Consider the following 18,303-nt stretch of genomic DNA (forward strand, 5'->3'; position numbering starts at 1 on the left):
TGCACAAGCAGGGCCCAATGCCGACCGATCGCGGCCGAGGGCTACTCGGGCCGCCCGCGCTGGACGCGGAACAGGCATACGCGCTGCCTGTGACCGGACCGTCGAACCTTCCGCAGATCCGCACAGGGATCTCGTCGGTTCGCGGTGGGAGTGGGACTCCACTTAACTGTTCCTGGCGTTCGCCGGGATGGTCGCAGGCGTCAGTTTAGCAGCCTTGAGGTGCCTTTTAGCACTTCGGCCGGTCGGCGGCGCCGCGCCGGCCACCGACCGGCCCCGAAAAACGCGTGCAAACTCGCGCCCGCCACTCTTAGCGCTTCGGCAAGCTTTTCACGGATTGAGGGCATATCCTCGCGGTCTGTGACACTCGCTTCTCCTCGTTCAGGCCCCCGTTCGGGGCCGCACTTGGGGCCCCGTAGCCGATCGAACTCGCGGTATCGCTGGGTGCCCGCGGCGGCCGGATGGACCGTGGGTGTCATCGCCACCGTGTCGCTGCTGGGCAGTGTGTCCCCCCTGATCCGTTACCTGATCAAGGTTCCGCGCGAGTTCATCAACGACTATCTGTTCAACTTCCCCGACACCAGCATCGCGTGGTCGTTCGTGTTGGCCTTGTTGGCCGCGGCCCTGACCGCGCGCAAGCGGATCGCCTGGCTGCTGTTGCTGGGCAACATGATTCTCGCCGCCGGCCTGAACGCCGCCGATATCGCCGCCGGGGACAACACCGCCGCCGAGATCTTGGGCGAGAATCTCGGGTTCGCCCTGCACATCGTCGCGATCGTCCTGCTGGTGTTGGCCTATCGGGAGTTCTGGGCCAAGGTCCGCCGGGGCGCGCTGGTCAAGGCGGCCGGCGTGCTGGTGGCCGGCGATGTGGTGGGGATCTTGGTGTCCTGGGGCCTGGTCGAGTTGTTCCCCGGAACGCTGGCCCGCCCGGATCGCCTGCCCTACGTGGCCAACCGGGTGGTCGGATTCGCGCTCGCCGATCCGGACCTGTTCACCGGCCGGCCGCACGTGTTCCTCAACGCGATCTTCGGTCTGTTCGGCGCGCTCGCGCTGATCATGGCGACGATCGTGCTCTTTCAATCTCAGCGCGCGGAGAACGCGCTCACCGGCGAGGACGAATCGGCCATCCGCGGGCTGCTCGAGCTGTACGGCAAGAACGACTCCCTGGGCTACTTCGCCACCCGCCGCGACAAGTCGGTGGTTTTCGCCCAGAGCGGGCGCGCCGCCATCACCTACCGGGTCGAGGTCGGCGTCTGCCTGGCCAGCGGCGACCCGATCGGCGATCCCCGGGCGTGGTCCCAGGCCGCCGACGCCTGGCTGGGTCTGTGCCAAACCTACGGCTGGGCGCCCGGCGTCATGGGCGCCAGCACCCAGGGGGCGCGGACATATCGCGAAGCCGGCCTGAACGCGCTGGAGCTCGGCGACGAGGCCATCCTGCGGACCGCCGACTTCAAGCTGTCCGGCCCCGACATGCGCGGAGTCCGACAGGCCGTGACCCGCGCCCGCCGGGCCGGCCTGACCGTGCGGATCCGGCGGCACCGCGACATCGGCGCCGACGAGATGGCCGACACCATCACCCGCGCCGACGCGTGGCGCGACACCCAAACCGAGCGCGGGTTTTCCATGGCGCTGGGCCGCCTCGGCGACCCCGCCGACGGGGACTGCCTGCTGGTCGAGGCCCTGGACCGGGACGGCGCCGTCGTCGCGATGCTGTCGCTGGTCCCGTGGGGAACCACCGGCGTCTCCCTGGACCTGATGCGCCGATCGCCCCAGTCCCCCAACGGCACCATCGAGCTGATGGTCAGCGACCTCGCACTCAACGCGGAAAACCTTGGCATCACCCGCATTTCACTGAACTTCGCGATGTTCCGCTCGGCTTTCGAACAGGGTGCCCAACTGGGCGCCGGCCCCGTCGCGCGGCTGTGGCGCGGGTTTTTGCTGTTCTTCTCGCGGTGGTGGCAGCTGGAGACGCTGTATCGCTCCAACATGAAGTACCAGCCCGAATGGGTGCCGCGGTATGCCTGCTACGAGGACGCCCGCCTGATCCCGCGGGTCGGGGTCGCCTCGGCGCTGGCCGAGGGCTTCCTCGTCCTGCCGTTCGGCCGGCGCAAGCCGCACACGGGTCACCACCCGGCCGTCCCCGCCCGGCTGGCCGCGTCCGGGCTGCTGCACCACGACGGGAGCGCGCCGGACGTCAGCGGGCTGCAGAGGCGCCAGGAGTCGGCCGACGAGGAAGAGGCGAGATCCCGGCTGCCCGAGCAGGTTCGGGTGCGCCTGGCCAAGTTGAAGGTGTTGCGGCGCAAGGGCATCGACGCGTATCCGGTGGGCCATCCGCCCAGTCACACCGTCGCCGCGGCGCTCGACACGGACGACCGGGAGACGATCACCGTCTCCGGCCGGATACTGCGAATACGCGACTACGGCGGGGTGCTATTCGCCCACCTTCGTGACTGGTCGGGGGAAATGCAAGTGCTGCTGGACAATTCGCAGTTGCAGCGCGGGCGAACGGCCGACTTCACGGCGGCCATCGATCTTGGCGACTTGGTCGAGGTCTCCGGCCACATGGGCTTTTCCAAGAAGGGAACCCGCTCGCTGATCGTCGGCGACTGGCGGATGATCGGTAAGTGCTTGCGGCCGTTGCCCAACAAGTGGAAGGGGCTCACCGATCCGGAGGCCCGGGTGCGGACCCGCTACGTCGACCTGGCGGTCAATCCCGAGTCTCGCGAATTGATCACGGCACGCAGCGAGGTGTTGCGCTCGGTCCGGCAGACGCTGTTCGACAAGGGGTTCATCGAAGTCGAGACCCCGATCCTGCAGCAGATCCACGGCGGAGCCACCGCCCGGCCGTTCGTCACGCACATCAACACCTACGACATGGACCTGTTCCTGCGGATCGCGCCGGAGCTCTACCTCAAGCGGTTATGCGTCGGCGGCGTCGAGCGGGTCTTCGAGCTGGGCCGGGCCTTCCGCAACGAGGGCGTGGACTTCAGCCACAACCCGGAGTTCACCCTCCTGGAGGCGTATCAGGCGCACGCCGACTACAAGGTCTGGATCGACGGGTGCCGCGAGCTGATCCAGAACGCCGCCGAGGCCGCCCACGGCGAGCAGGCCGTCATGCGCCCCCGCGACCAAGGCACCGGTGGCGGCCTCAAGCCGGTCGACATCTCCGGCGTGTGGGCGGTCAAGACCGTGTACGACGCCGTCTCCGAAGCACTCGGCGAGCACATCGACCCCGCCACGCCGCTGCCCGCGCTGCGCAAGCTGTCGGATGCCGCGCACATTCCGTATCGGGCGCACTGGGACGCCGGGGCGGTGGTGCTGGAGCTGTACGAGCATCTGGTCGAGGACCGGACCGAGGAGCCGACGTTCTATATCGACTTCCCGACGTCGGTGTCGCCACTGACCCGCCCGCATCGCAGCGAGCCCGGCGTCGCCGAGCGGTGGGACCTGGTGGCGTGGGGTGTCGAGCTGGCCACCGCCTACAGCGAGCTCACCGATCCGGTGGAACAGCGTCGCCGCCTGCAGGAGCAGTCGCTGTTGGCCGCGGGTGGGGATCCCGAGGCGATGGAGCTCGACGAAGACTTCCTGCAGGCGATGGAATACGCGATGCCGCCCACCGGCGGACTCGGGATGGGCGTCGATCGCCTCGTCATGCTCATAACGGGTCGCAGCATCCGGGAGACGCTGCCGTTCCCGCTGGCCAAACCCCATTGATCGAGGTCAGCAACACTGCGCTCGTAGTGGGCGAACATTAGGCAAACAGGTTCCGGGCCGGTAAACAATAGATCACAATGACTCACGTGACAGCCTCGACGAACGGTGCGCCCGCGCAGTTCCTGGCCCTTAGTCACACCTCGCTGATGCATGGCTGGGTGCCGACGACGATCCAGGTGCTGGCCGCCGTCGTGCTGACGTTGGCGGTCGGGTGGCGGTCGCGTCGCTGGCGCGCGGTGCGGATGCCGGTGGCGGCGCTGAGCGGCGGCGCCGCCGCCTACCTGACCCACTGGTACGTCGTCGACCATGGACTCTCCGAGGAGCCGGCGCCGACGGCGCTGTGGGTGTGGATCGCGCTGACGGGCGTGGCGGCGGCGGTGCTGGTGCTGGGCTGGGGCAGCGCGCGCCGCTGGCGGCGCGGCGCGGGGATGCTGGCCGTGCCGTTGTGCTTGCTGAGCGCGGCGCTGGTGCTCAACCTGTGGGTGGGCTACTTCCCCACCGTCCAGTCCGCGTGGAGCCAGCTGACGTCGGGCCCGCTGCCCGATCAGACCGACCAGGCGACCGTTACCGCCATGGCCGCCAAGGGAACCCGGCCACCGCACGGCACCGTGGTGCCCGTCGCGATCCCCTCGGACGGGTCGCACTTCAAACACCGTGGCGAGCTCGTGTACCTGCCGCCCGAATGGTTCGCCACGTCCCCGCCGCCGCCGTTGCCGACCGTGATGATGATCGGCGGGCAGTTCAACACGCCGGCGGACTGGACCCGTGCGGGCAACGCGGTCAAGACGATCGATGACTTCGCGGCCGCGCACGACGGCAAGGCGCCGGTATTCGTGTTCGTGGACTCCGGCGGCGCCTTCAACAACGACACCGAATGCGTCAACGGGGTTCGGGGCAACGCCGCCGACCACCTCACCAAAGACGTCGTGCCCTATATGGTTTCGGCGTTCGGTGTCAGCCCGCTGCGGTCCAACTGGGGTGTGGCGGGCTGGTCCATGGGCGGGACCTGCGCCGTGGACTTGACCGTCATGCATCCCGATATGTTCAGCGCGTTCGTCGACGTCGCCGGCGACTTCTTCCCCAATGCCGGCAACAAGGCCCAGACCATCACCCGGCTGTTCGGCGGAAACGCCGATGCCTGGGCGGCTTTCGATCCGTCCACGGTGATCACCCGGCATGGGCCGTACCGCGACGTCGCCGGCTGGTTCGCGATTTCGTCGGACGGTCCGCCGACGGCGCGCCGGGACATCACATTGACCGACAGCGGCGCCATCCGTCTGGCCGGACGCGAGGCGGCCGCCAACCCCGCCAATCAGACCGCGGCCGCCTATTCGCTGTGCGCGCTCGGCCGCGCCAACGGAATCGACTGCGCCGTCGTTCCGCAGCCCGGCCGGCACGATTGGCCGTTCGCGGACCGCGTGTTCGCCGCCGCGCTGCCCTGGCTGGCCGGAGCGCTGGGCACCCCGGGCATTTCGCGGACGCCGTTGCCCTCCGCCCCGGCCGCCGGCGCCCCGGTCGTCGTTCCGGCCGAACGTTCCAAGACCGCGATGCGGTAGCTCGGTGGTATCCGTTGCGCGCGTTCGGCGTGCGGTCTTCGCGCGGCACTGCCATCCGTGGAGCGCGTGGAGCCGGTGGGCGAGCACGCCGTTGATCCTGGTGCCGCCGTGGACGCGGCGGTGGAGCCACGCGGCGTGGATCGCGCTGTGGCTGGCCGCGAACCCGTTCGTTTTCGGCAAGCCCGCCCATCACCGCGCATGGTCGACGCGGGCGATGCTGGGCGAGGAGCTGTGGATCAGTCGTCGCCCCCGCGATGCGGCGGCGTTGGTCAGCGCGGCGACGTCGGCCGCCGCGTTGGGCGCGGTGCTCGCCGCCCGCCGCCACCGGCTGCGGCCGGCGCTGATCGCGGTCGCCGTGCAGATGGCGCTGACCCTGGTGTACTGGCAGCAGATGGTCCGGTATCTCGAGCGGCGGGCGCGGTAGCCTCACGGGACCTTGTGGGCGAGAACACCGTTCGTCGCCGAGGACGGCAGCCGCCACGTAAGCGCGGTGACGATACGCAGGTATGGTTATCCGATACCTCCGTATCGTGAGGCGATGCGGGTGTATTGTCCGGCCGTGGGACCCACCCGGCTGTTTCCGTACGACCCGCCCCCTCCAGCAGACCCTTCGCCCAAGGAGCGGATTCGCGACGCCGCGCTGAGCTGCTTTGCCGTTCGCGGCATCGCCGCCACGACGTTGCGCGCGGTCGCCGAGACCGCGGACGTTTCGATTGGGCTGGTACAGCACCACTTTCGCACCAAGGCCGCGCTGAGCGCCGCCGTCGATCAATACGTCCTGCAAACGGTGAGTGAGGCATTGGAACCCGCTACGCTGCCCGAACCGCCGTCCGACAATCTCAACGAGGCAGGGCGGCGGCTGACCGCGCTGATGGTCGAACGTCCCGATGTGATGTCCTACCTCGGGCGTGCGCTCGCCGAGGGTGGCGCATTGGGTTCGGTCATCTTCACCGGTCTGGTGGGTATCAGCGCGGGGCAGGGTGATCAGTTCGGGCAACAGGGCAAGCTTCGGCCCGACCTCGATCCCGATTGGGGGGTGCTCAACCCGCTCATCCTGCGCATTGGCGCCATCATTCTGCATCCCTACATCGAGCTTTACCTGGGTGAGTCGTTCTTCAGCGCGCCACAGCTGCGACGGTGGGACGCCGCGGTCACGAGCCTGATACGGCGCGGGCAATTCGCCGAGGAAACCGAGCTGCAGGACAAGGACGTCATCGCCCGGTGAGCGGCCAAACGCAGCGTTAAGACGGCCGGCACGCCGGTCAGGTGCTATACACGAAACACCATGGACGAGCGCACGGTAACCGCGCATAGCGCACAAATTCTCGACCCCGAAGAGCCCGGCGATCGTCTGGTACTGGACCGACTTCGAACCGATCCCACCGTCGAGGTCGTCGACCGGCTCGACGCGCAGCTGGCCAATCTGCGCGGCCTCCACCCGCCACCGGATTCGACCCTCCTCGGCGAGGGAACCCGGTGGGCGTACTACCCGTGGCGGCGCGCCGTCGTTGCGGTGTTGGGGCCGCGGGGGTTTCGGGCGTTACGACTTGATCGCAACAGGAACAACATCACCATTGCGGAACAGGCCAGGCTCAGCTCGCTGACCATTGGCGTCGCCGGCCTGAGCGTCGGGCATGTCATCGCGCACACCCTGGCGGTCCAGGGATTGTGTGGCCGGCTTCGCCTGGCGGATTTCGATCATTTGGAACTATCGAATCTGAATCGGGTGCCGGCCACTGTGTTCGACCTCGGGTTGAACAAAGCTCAGGTGGCGGCGCGCAGGATCGCCGAGCTCGATCCCTACCTGGCGGTGGATGTGCTCGACACCGGAATCACCGCAGACACCATCGATGCGTTCTTGGATGGACTGGACATCGCCGTCGAAGAATGCGATTCGCTCGACATGAAGGTCGCCTTGCGGCTGGCGGCCCGTGACAGGCGTATCCCCGTGTTGATGGCGACCAGCGACCGGGGGCGGGTCGATGTTGAACGCTTCGATCAACATCCCGAACGCCCGATCATGCACGGATTGCTGGACGGGCTCGACGTCGAGCTGGTGGCAGGCATGAGTACCCGGGACAAGCTCCCTCACATGCTGCGTTACGACGAAGCCGAGCACATCTCGCCGCGCACCGCCGCATCGCTCATCGAGATCGACCGGTCGCTGTCGACGTGGCCGCAGCTGGCATCCGATGTCATTGTGGGCGCCTCGGCCCTGGCCGAGGCCGTCCGCAGAATCGGACTGGGCGAACAGCTTCGATCCGGCCGGTGCCGCATCGACACAGGCTGGGCGCTCGACCAGCTGCGCGAGGTCGACGCGGCCCAGCATCGCCCTGCGCGTGACAACGACCAGGGAGACGACCCGGCGGCCCCCGCGGTCGACGACACGATTGTCGCCGCCGCCATGCGCGCCCCCTCGGGCGGAAACAGTCAGCCGTGGCGCATCGACGCGCAACCGACCGAGCTCACCATAAGCATTGCCACAGAACATACTTCGACGATGGACGTGGGCTTCCGCGGCAGCGCCGTCGCGGTGGGCGCGGCGCTGTACAACGTCAGAATCGCCGCCGCCGCCCGCGGGGTGCTCGGCCCGGTGACCGTATCCGAAGACGGCGCCGGGTCTCCGCTGCGGGCCACCATGCACTTTGGAACCGGCAGCGACCCGGCCCTGGCCGATCTCTATGAACCGATGATCGTGCGGGAGACCAACCGGCATCGCGGCACACCTCAACCGCTCGACGATCAGACGACCAAGTTACTCACCGTCACGGCCGAGCGGGAGGGCGCACGCCTGCACCTGCTCACCGGGCGAGACGAGCTTTCGCGGGCCGCAACGATTTTCGGCGCGGCCGACCGCATCCGGTACTTGACGCCGCATCTGCACGCGGAGATGGTCTCGGAACTGCGCTGGCCCGGAGACCCCGACCCCGACACCGGTATCGACGTGCGCTCGCTCGAACTCGACGCCAGCGACTTGGCGCTGATGGATATCGTGCGCCGGGCCGACGTCATGGCTTATCTTGCGGAATGGGACGCCGGCAGCGCGCTGGGCGACGGGATGCGCGACGAAGTCCTCGCCGGCTCCGCCCTGGCCGTGCTCACCGTGACCGGGGGGCGCCTCCGTGACTACGCCCGCGGCGGGTCGGCGGTCGAGGCGGTATGGATCGTTGCCCAGCGCGAAGGCCTCGCCGTCAGGCCGCTGTCGCCGGTCTTTCTGCATGCGCGGAATGCTGCTGATCTCAATGAGTTATCGGCCGCTTTCGGCGACGAATTAGCCCGATTACAAGACGGATTTGCGCGCCTGATCGCGACCGATCCCGAGGAATCGATCGTGCTGGTCTTGCGCTTGGCCTCCGCGCCGCCACCGTCGGTGTCCAGTCGCCGCAGCCCGAGCCGGGTCCGTTCGGGGCGCCCGTGATGCGCCCGTCGTGCGACGAGCGCGCCGGGGCCATCGGACCTCAGAACGGTTTCGCCGTGAATCCCCATCGCAACAAAGCCGACTCGCGGCGGGCTTGACGACTCAGCCGAGGGTCCCGCGCGCCGGTCAGCGCGCTCGGTCCGCCGCGCGCCCCGTACATCCAGTACGCCTGCAGGTAGGGCACCGGTGTCGAATGACCGCGGTGCATTGCTTGCAGACCCGCTGCGGCAAGCTCATTCGACAGTTCCGCGATGGTGAACGCCGCCGCCTCGCTCGCAATGGCGTCTTGGCGCAGGACGGCCGGCGAGTCGGGGTCGGCGATCGCCAGCATGCTGGGGGCGGCCGCCGGGTCCCGGAGTCGCTGAAAATCGGAAATCCACACTGCGGCCCCACTGCGGCGTTGGATCGCTTCGATCTGTCGAAGGGCGCCGCGCAAGGTGTCGAAATCGGGTAGCTGATGCAAGGTCCACATGCACGAGACGGCGTCCCACGGGGCCGTTGAAACCCGCTCCGGCAACGCGGTGATGTCCTCCCGACGCAGTTCGACACGTTCTCCGATCCCTTCGGCGTCGAACAGCGCCCGCGCCGTGGACAGCATGTTGGGGGCGAGATCGACGGCTGTGGCCCGAACGTCGGGTCGTCGGCGCAGGACGGCGCTCAACGCACGACCGGAGCCGACGCCGAGATCCAGCAGGCGGCCGCCTGGAGGCAGCAGCGCATCAAGCGCGCGAGCGCACAAGTCGTACACCGCGCACATGCCGGGGTTGGATGCGCCACCGGTGTGGAACTGTGCGACGGACTCCGGATCGTCCACCACCATCGGCTCAGGAATGCGCTCCCGCCCCGGCGGATGCGACCGCTCACGCAAAACGATCCCAGGCATTCGCCACAGCGGCCGAATTCTCTTCACCCTCAACCTTTCATGGGGTCCGCATGATCGATTTCTCGTCAGGCTCTGGCGGCAGTCAGCTACCCGGCCGAAGTGTCGCAAATGATTATTAACCTGTCCGCGCAGTCTGCACCGGCGTCCCGTTGAATTTCGCTGCGTCGAAACGGACGTCCTGGAATACTTGTCCGGTCAGCGGGGGCCGGCAAGCTTTCGGCCTGCGCGGTCGTTCGACCGGCGTAGGCAACAGCATTTCCGCAGGAGGTAGGCGTGGTTCAGGCCCTTGCAAGTGACGGCATCGAATGCCTGCCCCTGCCGCCGGTGAATCCGATGCCTTACCGTCAGCGCCTCGCGGCGGTACGGGAATTCAGCACGGGAACCGAACGGCTGCGTGACGCCGGCGGGCGGGTGACGTCGTTCAAGTTAGGGCCGCGATGGCTGATGCCCCCGATGGTGTTGGCGACGTCTCCGGAGGCCATCCGCGACATCCTCAGCACCAAAGACGATTCCGTGGACAAGACCACCCCGGTCTTCGACCAAGTGCGCCGCGTCATCGGCGCCAGCCTCACCGATCTTCCCTTCGAGCAATGGAAGCCACGCCGGCGCACCCTACAGCCGGTGTTCACCAAGCAGCGGGTGAGCGAGTTCGGCGGCCACATGGAGCAGGCGGCGCAATCGGTGAGCGAAAGCTGGCACGAGGACGCCCTGATCGATTTGGACGCCGAATGCCGCACGATCACGTTGCGCGCGCTGGGCCGATCGGTGCTCGGGCTCGACCTGGAACAACGGGCCGACGAGGTCGTCGAGCCACTGCGAATCGCGTTGGCCTACGCGGTCAGGCGCGCGACGCGCCCACTCCGTGCGCCGCGCTGGTTGCCCACACCCGCGCGTCATCGCGCGCGAGCGGCGAGCGCCAAACTTCACGCGCTGACACGGGAGATCCTGCGGGACTGTCGCGCCGATCCGACACGAGTCGCGCCCCTGGTCCATGCCCTGCTCGCCGCCGAGGATCCAGAAACCGGAAAACGGTTGTCCGATGACGAGATTTGCGACGAGCTCGTCATGTTCCTCTTCGCCGGCCACGACACCACGACGACCGCGTTGACGTATGCGCTGTGGTCTCTGGGACACCACACCGATTGCCAGAACCGCGTGGCCGCGGAAGTCGCGGCCCTGCCGGATCGGCCGCTGACGTCCGACGACATTCCACAGCTCGGCTACACGGTGCAGGTCATACGGGAATCGTTGCGCCTGTGCCCCCCGGCGCCTACGGGGACACGCATGGCATCCCGCGACGTCCAAGTCGGCGGCTACCGGGTGCCCAAGGGCACGATGCTCATCGTGGGGCGAATGGCCGTACAACGCGACCCGCAGCTTTGGGACGACCCGCTTCGATTCGACCCGGAACGATTCAGCCCGGAGAACTTCAAGGCTCTCGATCGGTGGCAATACGTGCCCTTCGGCGGCGGCCCCCGCTCGTGCATCGGCGACCATTTCGCCATGCTCGAAGTCACACTCGCCTTGGCGACACTCATCCGGGGAGTCGAAATTCGCTCACTCGACGACGAATTTCCGCTCGCGTTGCACTTCACCATGATCGCCGGCGGTCCGATCCGCGCGCGCGTCCGACCGCGCCGCTAACCCAGCCCGCCGCGCCTTCCCCGTCGCTACCGAGTCCACGCGACCCCGATCACACTCGGGCGTCAACGTGAGCGAATCATTGCTAGACGCACTAGGCAATGCCAAACGCGGCGCACCGGTTACCGCTACCGTTAGGGCAATGTCGGGCACACTGGACCACCTGGTCACCGCTGCCGCCGCCGAGTTGATGGCGGCCACCGCGGCGGACTCCGCCTCAATCAGCGAACGCGTGCTCGGCAACCTGGTTCGCGACCTGGGGGTGGACTTCAGCTTCCTGCGCCACAACGATCACACCATCCGCGCGACCATCCTCATCGCCGAATTCCCGCCGCGTAACGCCGACCCCGACCCGATCGGGTTGGTGTATTTCGCCGACGCCGACTCCATCTTCGCGCGCACCGAACACCTCAAGGTGCCCGAGGTGGTCCGCCCCGAGCCGGAGAACGCCGACTATCAGAACCGCATCGAAGCGGGCACCGGAGTTCCCGCCGTCTCGCTGGCCGCCGTTCCGCTGCTGTCCGGCGACGTCACCACCGGCACACTCGCCTTCGGCAAACTCGGAGACCGCGAATGGCTACCCGAAGAACTCAATGCGCTACAGGCGATCGCCGCGCTTTTTGCGCAGCTGCAAGCCCGCGTCGTCGCCGAACAGCAAATTCACTACCTCGCCGAGCACGATGAACTCACCGGGCTGCTGAACCGAAGGGCGCTCATCGCACACCTCGACGACCGGCTGGCGAAGGGACAGCCCGGCCCGGTGTCGGTCGTGTTCCTCGCCATCGACCGCTTCAAGGTCATCAACAGTCGCCTCGGCCAAGACGCCGGCGACCGATTCATCGAGTCCTTCGCCGCGCTACTACGTGAGGCCACCCGCGTTCCCTCCGTCATCGCCCGCTTCGGCGGCGACGAGTTCGGCGTCGTGCCGTCCGCGGCCATGGACGTCGAGGCCGCCGAAGCGTTCGCACACTCATTGCACGGTCGGGTTCACCAACAGATCCCCATCGACGGCGAAATGCTCAGTCGCACCGTAAGTATCGGCGTCGCGGCAGGCCTACCCGGGGACGAGACCACGTCAGACCTGCTACGGCGGGTCGACCAGGCCACCCGGTCGGCCAAGGCCTCCGGCGGCAACAACGTCGCAACCTTCCGCCCGGAGATGTCTACAACGGACATGATCCGCAACGACATCGAGCTGCATCTGGAAGGGATGATCGAGGGCGGTGGCGGTGCGCTGGTCCTCCACTACCTTCCGGAATTCGACATGCGTACCGGCGAGATTCTCGGCACCGAGGCGCTAATCCGTTGGCAACACCCAACTCTGGGCCTGTTGATGCCTGATTCGTTCATCCAGGTCGTGGAATCGATCAACCTCGGCGCCAAGCTCGGCCGCCTCGTCATGCGCTCCGCGTGTGCGCAATTCGGACTATGGCGCTCGCACGGTGTCGGCAAGGGCACGGTGCTGCGAATCAACGTATCTCCCGTGCAGCTCGTCACGGCCGGTATCGTTGACACGGTCGCCGCCACCCTCGACGAGTTCGGTCTTGATCCCAGCACCGTATGTCTGGAGATCACCGAAAGCGTTGTGGTCCAAGACATCGACGCGACACGTCAGACGTTGTTCGGGTTGAAGGATGTTGGCGTACAGATCGCGATCGATGACTTCGGCACCGGCTACAGCGTGTTGACATATCTGAAATCTCTTCCCGTCGATTCACTCAAGATCGACAAGGGTTTCGTCCAGAATCTCGACACCAACGCCGGAGATCTGGCGATCGTGCGCTCGACGATGGCCCTGGCCGACGCCTTCGGGCTCGATGTCGTGGCCGAAGGGGTGGAAACCGTGGCCGCGGCCGAAAGGCTGCTCAGCCTGGGCTGCCATCGCGCGCAAGGCTTTTTGCTGTCCCGCCCCATCGACAGCGCGGCGATGGAATCACTCCTGGCCAAACGCGTCATCCCGATGAACTTCTCCAGCACGCGGTTTCCTGGAACGGGAAACGCGGTTTAGATCCGCCAGAAAGTGCAGCACGGGAGACGGTCGGGCACTCAGGCGCGACGTTGGAACAGGTAGTAATACGCCGGGGTCTTCCTGTCGTCGAGTTCCTGCTCGTCGCCGCTGAATAACAGTGTCCAGCCGGGAGTGAAACGTCGTTCGATCTCGGGGTGATCGATCCCCGGCACGCCGAACCGGCCGCCGGGAGGGAACGCGGCGATGAACAGCCGCGCGTCGGGCGCCGCCACGGCGCTGACTTCCCGGACGTACGCCTCACGGTCGCCGCCACTCATGTTGTGGATGCAACCGTTGTCGACGATCAACTGGAAGCCAGTCCCGATCCCGGACTGACTCAGCTGCGTCACATCGGCACGAACAAAATTGATGGAGACATCGGCTTTGCCCGCTTTCGCCCGCGCCTTTTCAAGCGGTTTCGCGACGTAATCGACCCCGGTGACCTGCCAGCCCTGCTGGGCGAGATAGATGGCGCAGTCCCCGGTGCCGCATCCCACGTCGAGAGCCCGCCCCTTGGGCAGCGCCGGCGTGTCACCAGTTCCCTCGACCAGATCCCGCAGCCCCTGCCCGATCGGGTGTCCTTCCCACGGCGTGAAGCCGACGCGGTAGAAGAACCGAAATCGCGTGTGTCGAGATGCCATAGCCGCAATGATGGCATCCGCGGCAACCGGCCCGACACCACCTTCCCGGTTTACCACTTTCGCGGCCAACCGGGACCGTGCCATCAACACGTGATTTCTTCCAATGCCGAAAAGCGGCTGAGGATTTCGGCGTTCTCGGCGCACATCAGCTTGAATTGCGCCGGCTCGGCATGAGCGGAAAGGGTGCGACGGTCCCACCACATCACTTTGGTTCGATAGTTTTCATTCGGATAGGCGGCCGCCGGAACGCGTGCGGCCACGACGCCCCCGGAGGATTGCCACTGCTCCAGCACATGGGCCGCCGCGGTAGCCATCACAAATTGAGCACCCAGCAGCGTCATCGTCGGCAGGGCCGTGCGGGCCAATACTCGGGAAAGCGACTGATTGCCATATTCGCGGGAATTGGCCCAGGCGCTTTTCACCTCCACGACGCCGAACGGAAGCCGGTTGGCGATCATATGACGCAGCAGGGAAAGGCCGGGATTGCCTTTCCACTCCACCAGAGCGTGGGAGTCCTCGGGCGAGCGCAACGGCCCCACGACGCGCGTGCCCCCGACCACGCGCCCCTCCGGGTCAAGGGCCGCGAAGAACAGCGCCGTGTCCGCGCCGTCCGAAATCGCGTCCACGTCGAGCACCCAATCCAAGCCGTGCCTGCGATAGCTGTGCGCTGCGCCTTCCAGGTATTGATTCCACAGATCGGGCTCCCCCCTCGGCGTGGACGCGACGACCCAACATCCCGTCGCGTGATCGCGCCAGCCGGACCGAACGTCCGACCGCGGGGCATCAAACACTCTTGCTTCGAGCTGAGCCGCTTCCATGGGTTTGCCTCCACCTATTAACCGTGCGAACTGAACTATTTCGTGAACGCGTCTTGAATCGTTTCTCAATTCGACTCGCGACAAATAACCAAGGAGATTGTGACATAACAAGCTAATGGCGGCTGTGCAGCGCGGGCGGAAAATATCAACGCGGGCTTGTTAGGCGCCGCACGGGATTTGGCGAAAACGTCAGCTACTGTTCAGTAACACGCGACCGCGGCCGAATTATGGTTAACGCCGGTCGGGGCTAGAGCACGGGAAATGCGAACCGCAGCGACTCCAAGAACTGACAACGGATGTTGCCGATTTCGACCGCGGCGCGCAGTACCGTGGCGGCATGCCCGACGAACCCAGCACTGAAGGTGCCGCCGACGCCGGATACGACGACGCCGGTACGCCGACGTTCGAGTCCGTGCGCGACAAGATCGAGGCCCGGTACGCGACGGCACAGGGCTCGGCCGAACTCGACGCGGAGTCACCCGAGGGACGATCGGTCGAGGCCGAGTACGACGAGCGCCGTCGCGCGGCGGCCGAGCGGCTGGCCCAGATCCGCGAGTCGATGCGGCGCGACGACCAGCCGTGAGCGACGCCGGGCGTGTGTCCCCTCAGTGCTCGCCAGATGCCCTGCCCGACAACGTCATTCGGGCCTTGTCGCGAAAGCGGGCTCAGGCGGTGGCTTTACGGCGGCGGGCCGGCCGGCGCGTCGGAGCGCTGGCCGGCGGCGCGCTGCGCCCGATGACCTCGGCGAGGAACTTCCCGGTGTAACTCTCCGGCACCGCCGCGACGTCCTCCGGAGTGCCTTCCGCGACAACGGTTCCGCCCTCGGCGCCGCCTTCCGGCCCCATGTCGACGATCCAGTCCGAGGTCTTGATGACGTCCAGGTTGTGTTCGATGACGATGACCGTATTGCCTTTGTCGACAAGGCCGTTGATGACCTTGAGCAACTTGCGGATGTCGTCGAAATGCAGACCCGTGGTCGGCTCGTCGAGGATGTACACGGTGCGCCCGGTGGATCGCTTTTGCAGTTCGGCGGCCAGTTTCACGCGCTGCGCCTCGCCGCCGGACAGCGTCGGCGCCGGCTGGCCGAGCCGCACATAACCGAGACCGACGTCGACCAGGGTGCGCAGATAGCGGTGGATGCCGGTGATCGGCTCGAAGAACTCCGCCGCCTCCTCGATGGACATGTCCAGCACCTCGGAGATGGTCTTGCCCTTGTAGTGCACCTCGAGGGTTTCCCGGTTGTAGCGGGCCCCCTGACACACCTCGCACGGCACATACACGTCGGGCAGGAAGTTCATCTCGATCTTGATGGTGCCGTCACCGGTGCACGCTTCGCAGCGGCCGCCCTTGACGTTGAACGAGAACCGGCCCGGTTGGTAGCCACGGACTTTGGCCTCGGTGGTCGCCGCGAACAGGGTGCGGATCTTGTCGAACACGCCGGTGTAGGTGGCCGGGTTCGACCGCGGCGTGCGGCCGATCGGCGACTGATCCACCCGCACCAGCTTGTCCAGGTGGTCCAGCCCGGTGACCCGGGTGTGGCGGCCGGGGACCAGCCTTGCGCCGTTGAGCCGGTTGGCCAGCACCGCCGCGAGGATGTCGTTGACCAGAGTCGACTTGCCGGAACCGGACACGCCGGTCACCGACGTGAGCACGCCGAGCGGGAACGAGACGTCGATGCCGCGCAGGTTGTGCTCGCGGGCGCCGACGACGGTGAGCTGACGGCGCCGGTCGACGGGACGCCGGATCGCCGGCATCTCGATGCTTTCCTTGCCCGACAGGTAGGCGCCCGTGATCGACTCCTTGTTGGCCAGCAGCTCGCTGTAGGTGCCGCTGTGCACGATCTGGCCGCCGTGCTCACCGGCCCGCGGGCCGATGTCGACGATCCAGTCGGCGTGCGCGATGGTGTCCTCGTCATGCTCGACGACGATCAGCGTGTTGCCCAAACCCCTTAGCCGAGTGAGGGTTTCGATGAGACGACGATTGTCGCGCTGATGCAGCCCGATGGATGGCTCGTCGAGCACGTACAGCACGCCCACCAGCCCGGACCCGATCTGGGTGGCCAGCCGAATGCGTTGCGCCTCACCACCGGACAGCGTGGCGGCCGCGCGGGACAGCGACAGGTATTCGAGACCGACGTCGAGCAAAAATCCCAGCCGCGACTGGATTTCCTTGAGCACCTGCCCGGCGATCGCCTGCTCGCGCGGCCCCAGGGTGAGGGTGTTGAGGAAGTCTGCGCAATCGGAGATCGACAGCTCACAGACCTCGGCGATGGACTTCTTGCCGCGATTGCCCGCGCTCAGCGACACCGCCAGGATCTCCGGCTTGAGCCGGGTCCCCTCGCAGACCGGGCAGGGCACGTCACGCATGAAGCCCTCGTAGCGCTCCTTCATCTGCTCGGATTCGGTCTGCGCCATCTTGCGCTGCAAAAACGCCAGCACGCCCTCGAAATCGGCGTAATAGGAGCGGGTCCGGCCGTACCGGTTGCGGTAGCGCACGTGCACCTGGTGGTCGGAGCCCTCGAGGATCGCCTTGCGGGCCTTGGCGGGCAGTTTGCGCCACGGGGTGTCGACGTCGAAGCCCAGCTCGTCCCCCAGCCCGGCCATCATCCGGGTGAAGTACTCCGCGGTGTGGCCCGTCGACCACGGCGCCACCGCGCCCTCGGCCAGGGTGCGCTCGGGGTCGGGCACCACCAGGTCGGGGTCGACCTCCTTGCGGATGCCCAGGCCGCTGCATTCCGGGCAGGCGCCGTACGGCGAGTTGAACGAGAACGACCGCGGCTCCAGGTCGTCGACGGCCAGCGCGTGCCCGTTCGGGCAGGCCAGCTTCTCGGAGAACCGCTGCTCGCGGTTGTGGGCGTCGTGCTCGTGATCGACGAACTCCAGCACCACGATGCCGTCGGCCAGGTTCAGCGCGGTCTCCACCGAGTCGGTGAGCCGCTGCTTGGCGCTGGCCTTCACGGTGAGCCGGTCCACCACGACCTCGATGTCGTGCTTCTCCTGCTTCTTCAGCTTCGGCGGATCGGTCAGCGGATGCACGACGCCGTCGACCCGGACCCGGCTGTAGCCCTGGGCGTTGAGCTTTTCGAAGAGGTCGGCGAACTCGCCCTTGCGGGTGCGCACCACCGGCGCGAGCACCTGAAACCGGGTGCCCTCCGGCATCGCCAGCACCTGGTCGACGATTTGCTGGGGCGTCTGGCGGGCGATGCGCTCGCCACACACCGGGCAGTGCGGGGTGCCGGCGCGGGCGTACAGCAGCCGCAGGTAGTCGTAGACCTCGGTGATGGTGCCGACCGTCGATCGCGGGTTGCGGTTGGTGGACTTCTGGTCGATCGACACCGCCGGGGACAGGCCCTCGATGAAGTCGACGTCCGGCTTGTCCATCTGCCCGAGGAACTGGCGGGCGTAGGCCGACAGGGACTCCACGTAACGCCGCTGCCCCTCGGCGAAGATCGTGTCGAAGGCCAGCGACGATTTGCCCGAACCCGACAGCCCGGTGAAGACGATCAGCGCGTCGCGGGGCAGGTCGAGGTCGACGCCGCGCAGGTTGTGCTCGCGGGCGCCCTTGATGATCAGACGGTCAGCCAACGCCGCCCCTCTCAGGAACTATCTGCTACTTTTCCGCAGCCAC

The 18,303-nt window shown here is 67.0% G+C and carries 12 protein-coding genes; 8 read left to right on the forward strand and 4 right to left on the reverse strand.

Annotated elements, in window-relative coordinates; translation table 11 throughout:
• Window positions 1-357 precede the first annotated feature (357 nt).
• The 5 genes from lysX to P6281_RS14895 all read left to right on the forward strand — a co-directional run bounded on the left by lysX (window position 358) and on the right by P6281_RS14895 (window position 8,685).
• On the forward strand, window positions 358-3,711 hold the full coding sequence (gene lysX / locus P6281_RS14875; protein WP_372457224.1) for a bifunctional lysylphosphatidylglycerol synthetase/lysine--tRNA ligase LysX: 3,354 nt from the start codon (window positions 358-360) through the stop codon (window positions 3,709-3,711).
• Window positions 3,712-3,788: 77 nt separating this feature from the next.
• The gene (locus P6281_RS14880; RefSeq protein WP_026071356.1) at window positions 3,789-5,267 is read left to right on the forward strand and encodes an alpha/beta hydrolase; all 1,479 of its coding nucleotides are present in this window, start codon (window positions 3,789-3,791) and stop codon (window positions 5,265-5,267) included.
• 4 nt (window positions 5,268-5,271) lie between these two features.
• The gene (locus tag P6281_RS14885) at window positions 5,272-5,691 is read left to right on the forward strand and encodes a DUF6653 family protein (protein ID WP_026071355.1); all 420 of its coding nucleotides are present in this window, start codon (window positions 5,272-5,274) and stop codon (window positions 5,689-5,691) included.
• 135 nt (window positions 5,692-5,826) lie between these two features.
• Window positions 5,827-6,492 (forward strand): TetR/AcrR family transcriptional regulator, encoded by a 666-nt coding sequence (locus P6281_RS14890; protein ID WP_014380336.1) that lies wholly within the window; start codon window positions 5,827-5,829, stop codon window positions 6,490-6,492.
• A 60-nt stretch (window positions 6,493-6,552) separates the two neighbouring features.
• Complete coding sequence (locus tag P6281_RS14895) at window positions 6,553-8,685, forward strand: Rv1355c family protein (protein ID WP_014380337.1); 2,133 nt, start codon at window positions 6,553-6,555, stop codon at window positions 8,683-8,685.
• 40 nt (window positions 8,686-8,725) lie between these two features.
• On the opposite strand, the gene P6281_RS14900 is transcribed toward P6281_RS14895, so the two are convergent.
• Window positions 8,726-9,568 carry a class I SAM-dependent methyltransferase gene (locus tag P6281_RS14900; protein ID WP_225324252.1) on the reverse strand — a complete coding sequence of 281 codons (843 nt, stop codon included), beginning with the start codon at window positions 9,566-9,568 and terminating at the stop codon, window positions 8,726-8,728.
• Between the two features lie 273 nt (window positions 9,569-9,841).
• Between P6281_RS14900 and P6281_RS14905 the strand changes: the two genes are divergently transcribed.
• Both P6281_RS14905 and P6281_RS14910 read left to right on the forward strand, forming a co-directional pair.
• A complete protein-coding gene (locus tag P6281_RS14905; RefSeq protein ID WP_009954195.1) occupies window positions 9,842-11,212 on the forward strand; it encodes a cytochrome P450 in 1,371 nt (456 codons plus the stop codon).
• Window positions 11,213-11,351: 139 nt separating this feature from the next.
• Window positions 11,352-13,217, forward strand: coding sequence for a putative bifunctional diguanylate cyclase/phosphodiesterase (locus tag P6281_RS14910; protein WP_009954196.1), 1,866 nt, complete (start codon window positions 11,352-11,354; stop codon window positions 13,215-13,217).
• Window positions 13,218-13,255: 38 nt separating this feature from the next.
• Here P6281_RS14910 and P6281_RS14915 read toward each other — a convergent pair whose 3' ends face one another.
• Window positions 13,256-13,858, reverse strand: coding sequence for a class I SAM-dependent methyltransferase (locus P6281_RS14915; RefSeq protein ID WP_009954197.1), 603 nt, complete (start codon window positions 13,856-13,858; stop codon window positions 13,256-13,258).
• Between the two features lie 83 nt (window positions 13,859-13,941).
• Window positions 13,942-14,676: a hypothetical protein gene (locus tag P6281_RS14920; RefSeq protein WP_014385101.1), complete on the reverse strand. Its 735-nt coding sequence runs from the start codon at window positions 14,674-14,676 to the stop codon at window positions 13,942-13,944.
• Between the two features lie 337 nt (window positions 14,677-15,013).
• On the opposite strand from P6281_RS14920, the gene P6281_RS14925 reads away from it, so the two are divergent.
• Window positions 15,014-15,259 (forward strand): hypothetical protein, encoded by a 246-nt coding sequence (locus tag P6281_RS14925; protein ID WP_014385102.1) that lies wholly within the window; start codon window positions 15,014-15,016, stop codon window positions 15,257-15,259.
• Window positions 15,260-15,341: 82 nt separating this feature from the next.
• Here the strand turns inward: P6281_RS14925 and uvrA are convergent, their stop codons facing one another.
• Window positions 15,342-18,260, reverse strand: a complete 2,919-nt coding sequence (gene uvrA / locus P6281_RS14930) for an excinuclease ABC subunit UvrA (RefSeq protein ID WP_014382759.1) — start codon at window positions 18,258-18,260, stop codon at window positions 15,342-15,344.
• Between the last annotated feature and the right edge of the window lie 43 nt (window positions 18,261-18,303).

It is taken from the genome of Mycobacterium sp. 5-140-3-2 (assembly GCF_035666375.1).
Classification (GTDB): Bacteria; Actinomycetota; Actinomycetes; order Mycobacteriales; family Mycobacteriaceae; genus Mycobacterium; species Mycobacterium intracellulare.